8 protein-coding genes and 1 tRNA gene are annotated in these 5564 nt (G+C 43.6%); 2 read left to right on the top strand and 7 right to left on the bottom strand.

Annotation, left to right across the window (positions count from 1 at the left end; all coding sequences use genetic code 11):
• The first annotated feature begins 165 nt into the window (after positions 1-165).
• Positions 166-1710, top strand: a complete 1545-nt coding sequence (locus tag A3766_RS14310; protein WP_068510798.1) for a sulfotransferase — start codon at positions 166-168, stop codon at positions 1708-1710.
• Here A3766_RS14310 and A3766_RS14305 read toward each other — a convergent pair.
• The 6 genes from A3766_RS14305 to A3766_RS14280 all read right to left on the bottom strand — a co-directional run bounded on the left by A3766_RS14305 (position 1707) and on the right by A3766_RS14280 (position 4903).
• Complete coding sequence (locus tag A3766_RS14305) at positions 1707-2714, bottom strand: glycosyl transferase family protein (protein WP_068552770.1); 1008 nt, start codon at positions 2712-2714, stop codon at positions 1707-1709. The two genes, A3766_RS14310 and A3766_RS14305, sit on opposite strands and share 4 nt — an antisense overlap.
• Positions 2715-2744: 30 nt before the next feature.
• Positions 2745-3077, bottom strand: a complete 333-nt coding sequence (locus tag A3766_RS14300; RefSeq protein ID WP_068513637.1) for a TusE/DsrC/DsvC family sulfur relay protein — start codon at positions 3075-3077, stop codon at positions 2745-2747.
• 25 nt (positions 3078-3102) lie between these two features.
• Positions 3103-3393 carry a sulfurtransferase complex subunit TusB gene (gene tusB, locus A3766_RS14295; protein ID WP_068513640.1) on the bottom strand — a complete coding sequence of 97 codons (291 nt, stop codon included), beginning with the start codon at positions 3391-3393 and terminating at the stop codon, positions 3103-3105.
• 17 nt (positions 3394-3410) lie between these two features.
• On the bottom strand, positions 3411-3773 hold the full coding sequence (gene tusC / locus A3766_RS14290) for a sulfurtransferase complex subunit TusC (protein ID WP_068509772.1): 363 nt from the start codon (positions 3771-3773) through the stop codon (positions 3411-3413).
• Between the two features lie 11 nt (positions 3774-3784).
• The gene (tusD, locus tag A3766_RS14285) at positions 3785-4177 is read right to left on the bottom strand and encodes a sulfurtransferase complex subunit TusD (protein ID WP_068513642.1); all 393 of its coding nucleotides are present in this window, start codon (positions 4175-4177) and stop codon (positions 3785-3787) included.
• Positions 4178-4252: 75 nt separating this feature from the next.
• A complete protein-coding gene (locus tag A3766_RS14280) occupies positions 4253-4903 on the bottom strand; it encodes a Bax inhibitor-1/YccA family protein (RefSeq protein WP_068509429.1) in 651 nt (216 codons plus the stop codon).
• Between the two features lie 237 nt (positions 4904-5140).
• Between A3766_RS14280 and A3766_RS14275 the strand changes: the two genes are divergently transcribed.
• Positions 5141-5231 (top strand) — tRNA-Ser (locus A3766_RS14275).
• Between the two features lie 106 nt (positions 5232-5337).
• Here A3766_RS14275 and A3766_RS14270 read toward each other — a convergent pair.
• On the bottom strand, positions 5338-5564 hold a 227-nt coding region (locus tag A3766_RS14270; RefSeq protein WP_197479577.1), incomplete at its 5' end, for a tyrosine-type recombinase/integrase.

Genomic DNA, 5564 nt, shown 5'->3' with positions numbered 1-5564 from the left:
AGTCGTTGTAGCATTTTTCGCTAGTCTGTTCGTCTAGCTTGGTAATCAATCTTTTGTTTCTATTTGGGTAACTAGCGCTATTAGTTTTACTCGAAAGTAGAGCACATACTTGGCTCATTTTTGTGCCATTATCTACTGTAAACTGACTCTTAACTAGGTAAGTCAATGCAAGAAATATTCAATCAGGCCCTTGCACTACATCAGCAAGGCAAGCTAGCGCAAGCAGAAAATATCTACCGTCAGATTCTTGATAAGGCGCCAGGTCAGCCCGTGATATGCGCACAACTTTCTCTATTGCTTCAACAAGCTGGAAAGCTGCCGGAGGCTTTCTCTTTCGCAAAAAAAGCAATTGAAGCCTTGCCTGAAGAGCATGAAGTCGCTTTACAGGGTGCTGGCTTGGCAGTACAGCTAGGTCATAATCAACAAGCCGAAACGTGGTTAAAGCAAGCTCTTCAACTTAAGCCCAAGCATGAAAAAGCTTTAGAGCAATTGGCTGGCGTCTTAATTGGGAATCACAAAGAAAAGGATGCCTTAGGCGTTTGTAAATCTTTAATAAAAGTCTCACCGAAAAATGCAAATGCCTATAACTTAAAAGGCTTAGCGCTAAGTCGTTTAGGTGAGGGGGAAAAAGGCTACAGCTGTTTTCAAAAATCTTTGAAACTCAACCCTGGCCAAATAGCAGTGATTCGGAATCTTATCTTGTATGGTAAGGGGAGAAAAGAGCCTCTATTAGAAAGCATCATTCCTCAGTTGGAGAAAAGCTTTTCTCAGCAAACACAAGCGCCAGCAGTTCAAATGAACGTCGCGTATATTCTGTCAATGTATTATGAGCGAAGTAAGAAGACCGATAAATCATTCATGTACCTGAAAATGGGAAATGACATTGCTCGCAAAGGCGTAAATTATCAGCATTCCCAGACAGAAAATGACTTCAAAGCTATCTTAAACGCTTTTGACGAAGGTTTTTTAAATGAAGTAAAGGGGGCGCAACTTTCAGATGATTCACCAATATTCATATTGGGTATGCCGCGCTCAGGAACGACGCTAATCGAGCAGATTATATCTAGTCACTCGCAGGTCGAAGCGGAAGGAGAGATTCTTGACCTGAGAGAAAGCTTTAGAACGCACGGCGAGATATTGAATAGCGATATCTCAGCAGATGATAAGGCTAGCGCGTGTGTCGCAGTCATGACTGCTTATTTAGATAAGCTTAGAGCTAGACAGAAAGCTACGTATTTTACAGACAAGATGCCCTATAACTTCATGTTTGTTGGGCTTATCTTAACTGTAATGCCTAACGCTAAAGTTATTCATTGTACACGTGACCCGCTTGAAACCTGTTTTTCTATTTATAAACAAAATTTTTCTGGTTCCCCAGCATACACTAATGATTTAACAGAGCTGGGCCAGTATTATATCGCCTATAAAGACATGATGAAGCATTGGCAGAACCTATTTGGTGATCGTATTTATGAGGCTAATTATGAAGCGATGGTGGATAACTCAGAGCACCAGATTAACAACTTACTCGCCTTTTGCCATTTGGAGCCAGAGGGTGGCTGCTTCGAATTTCATAAAAATAAGCGCGCAGTGAGAACAGCGAGTGTCGCGCAAGTAAGGCAGCCTATATATAAAGATGCCAAGCGAGCATCGGCGCCGTATGAAAAATATTTGGCGCCTTTGATAGAGGTTTTACAGAACGTAGATTAGATCAAGTCTAATTTGCGTTCACTCCAAAGTTTCTCGGCAAATGCGAAGGCGTCCTTCTGTGAGAACTCTGGTTTTAAAGATTTTAAGGCGAGGGCTGTTGTACCGATAATGGCACCTAAGGCATATTCGTCTTCTTGCTCACCACGCCAAACTTGCTTAAGGTAGTTAACCGTTAAATCCTGCCCTTTAACGTGTCTTCGCTCAAATTGAGAAGGCCACTCTTCTTCAGTAAGCTCTCCCTTAATCGCTGACTTTACGACCATGGCATTATCAGGATTTCGCTCAATCTCTCCGCCTTCACCTTTTATTACTGAAAGTGATCGGTACCCTAGTAGTGCTCCAGCCTCTTGATGAAGGCCGCTATAGGGGGGGTGGAATATTCCTTGGAGTACGCTATCTGCGTTCAAGGGATTGATCAGTCGCGATAAAGAATGAACAGGGGAACGCAGCCCCATCAAGTGACGCATATTGATCATTTCGGCCAAGCGTGGGCTAATCGCATCGAGTGGCAGGTAAGCAAAGCTTCTAACATTCATACTGTCTGCAACTTCTTCCCATGAGCGTGAGACTGGTATTCCTAGTTCATTAAGAATATTTTCAGTATACAGGCGGTTTGCAGTATGACCACTTGCGCCGTGAATCATGACTCGATAACCGGCTTGAGCCAGCAAGAAAATTGCTGGCAGGTACCAAGGTAGGTGGCGTCGTTTTCCGGCATAGGATGACCAGTCAAGATCGGCCGCGATTGCGGGGGTATTAAGTTGCTCTTTAACGGCCTTTACAAAGCCGCTGAGCTCTTCAGCAGATTCTTCTTTAACGCGTAATAGCATAAGGAAGGCGCCCAGCTGCACGTCTTCGACTTCTCCCTTTAATATCATGTTCATTGCTTCAAAAGCTTCTTGTTCAGTAAGGGAACGGCTGCCTTTTTTACCTTTGCCCAGTATTCTTACAAAGGGTGCAAATGGGTGTTCTGCTTTCGCTTGTTTAATATTTACGTCTGTCATACGGGGTCGACTTCCTTAAAAAAGGTAAGTTTATAGGCAATTGGTTGGTTTGGGTAAGCCTGCGATCTTACTGGCTAGCTTTGCGGGGCTTCCCGGAAACAGGGTCATCAAATAGATGCTATTTCCTTTATCTTCCCCTAAGGTCTCTTTTATATGCTTAACAAGAATGCGCATAGCAGGTGAGAGATCGTATTCGAGGTAAAAGCTGCGCAGGGCGTCTAATATTTCCCAGTGTCCGGGCGTTAGCGTTAAGCCTTCCTGCAGGGCTATTGCCGCAGCAATGTCGCGTGACCAGTCATCCAGGTTTACTAGAAAACCTTGCTCATCAAACTGGATATTTTTTAGCGTGTCTTGATCGCTCATAATATGTGTTTAGCAAAGGCTAGATTTAATACCAGCTATGCACTTTTTCATGCTTGATGGTAAGTTCAACCAAGTCATTGTAATCAATTTTACAATAGTCTACCGGGATTTTTACACCCCTAGCCAAGGCATCTTCAGTCAGTACAAAAATCGTCGCGGCAATACAAGACCATTGACTGGCTTCAGACGAGGTTCCCAGGCATTGGAAAACCCCATCTTCAATGAGTACTACGCAGTCACCGTCCAGGATCGTGTCTGAAAGTTGCTGGTTCACAGCGACTTCTGAGGGTGGTTTGTTCAGTATATGCAGGGTCATAAAGTGGGGCCAAGAAGCTAGAATCTTAAAATAATGTCGGAATCGTTAAGCTTATTGCTTACTTGTGCTTTACTAAGTTCGCTTATCGCAAGTGAGCAATCGCTTAACGGGATGTTTCGGTCTTCAGCGTCTTGTTTATCTATATGCACTTTATCTACACCATAAATAGCAAGCGCTTTCATCATTTGGCGAATATTCTTCTGGTGTATGTTTGCAGGGTCTTGATCTTCCAATAATAGATAGCAGCCATCAGTTGCGAGTAGCAGGCTGATATCTTGCTCGAAGGTACCCGCAGCCAGCACAAGGTCGAGAGCTTCTTTTGCATCGCTGGAGCCGAACGGGGCTGAGTTTAATATAATGAGTATAGATTTCTTATCCATCTTGCCTCTGTTTAAGCTCCAAAGGTTATGAAGCGGTCAGAAACGGCCATTGCTTCTACTAGTTGCCCAAGCCCGGAAAGCTCGAAACCTTCAGCGAGATTGTTTGCGTCCTTTTGATGGCGAGCTTGCTCTGTGTTATCGATCAAGCCTCGGCGTGCTGCGGCGGCAATACAGATAACCAGGTCAAGGTTGTGCTTGGTACCAAGGTCTTGCCAGGCTTTATAAAGATCAAACTCGTCTTGTGGTGGTGTCGCGAGTTTAGTACCGCTATGAATACCGTTTTGATAGAAGAAGACGCGAGAAAGCTTGTGCCCATTCTGAAGGGCAGCTTTAGTGTATCGATAAGCGCTGTAAGACGACTGTGAATCGTAGGGAGCGTTAAGGACTAATACAGATATGTTCATATTTTAAAGGGCTAAAAACTAAAAAAGCCATGCTTAGTACAGACCAAGGCATGGCTTTAAAGGGTTGCTTATTTCTTAATCGTCCCCGCTAAATGCCATGAGTAGCTGAAGCAAGCTTAGGAACAAGTTATAGATCGACACAAATAGTGTCACGGTAGCTAGAACGTAGTTTGTTTCGCCGCCGTGAATGATCTCACTGGTTTGATACAGAATGATCATAGACGAGAAAAGTACAAACCCCGCAGAGATCATTAGCTGTAAACCCGCGATATCGGTAAAGATACCAATAACCATTGCACCTAAAAGAACAAAGAAACCAGCAGTAATCGTACCTGCCAAGAAGCTAAAGTCTTTACGTGTGATCAAGGCATAAGCCGAAAGACCAAAGAATACGAATGCGGTTAAGCCAAGTGCGTTAGCAACTAAGTGGCCAGCGCCTGCGCCAATGAACATGCTAAGGATGGGGCCAATTGTATAACCCATAAAGCCTGTCAGTGCGAAGGTAAGTACAAGACCCATGCCGCTGTTAGCCGTTTTGTGAATACCGAACAGTAAACCGTAAAAACCAACCAGCGTTATGATCATGCCAGGGTGTGGCGCGTTAATAACCATTGCGATATAGGCAACGGCAGCTGAAAAGGCCAGCGTTAAACCTAATAGCATGTATGTGTTCTTAAGTACCGATGAAACATCAGCACCTAAAGCCGCTTGCGAATTAGCACCCATAATATTGGCGAGGTTATCACCTTGAGTGTGAGCCGCCTGAGCTTGTGGATGTCTATTATCTTGCATGTAATGCTCCGTTTTAAACCAAGTATGTTTAGTTAGAATAATACTACATTTACATGCCTATAATAGTGGCGAGTATAGAAAATTCAACTCTCAAAAACTTTAAAAATAAATCGTTGACACCGCTAAAAAAATCATTAGTATACACCTCGCTTTCGACATGAAAGCAATTGCGGTGAGCTGCCAGAGTGGTTGAATGGACTGGTCTTGAAAACCAGCGTGGGTTAATAGCCCACCCGGGGTTCGAATCCCTGGCTCACCGCCATTTTTACTCCTTGATTTCCCAAGTTATTAGTTAAGATTCAAAGCCTCTTGGGGCAACTTTGGGGTAAAAACGGGATCCTTAGTGCACCTCCTAGCACGTTAAAATCTTATTCTAATCCTAAAAATGGTGAAATCAACTTAGCAGTGCTAGGTCTGTCTTCATGTATTATTTTTCCATAATGCTTTTTTAGCATCGATTCTGATGTGTGCCCCATAATTTCAGCAACAATACCAAGTGGTACATACTTTGTTATTAGCATCGATGCGAAAGTATGTCGACACTGATTTGGGCCTCTATGCCGCACGTTAGCTTCTCTCAACAAGGTTTCATAAG

It is taken from the genome of Oleiphilus sp. HI0132, assembly GCF_001635845.1.
Note: the sequence above shows the minus strand (reverse complement) of the source record. Positions and strands in the feature narration are given on the sequence as shown.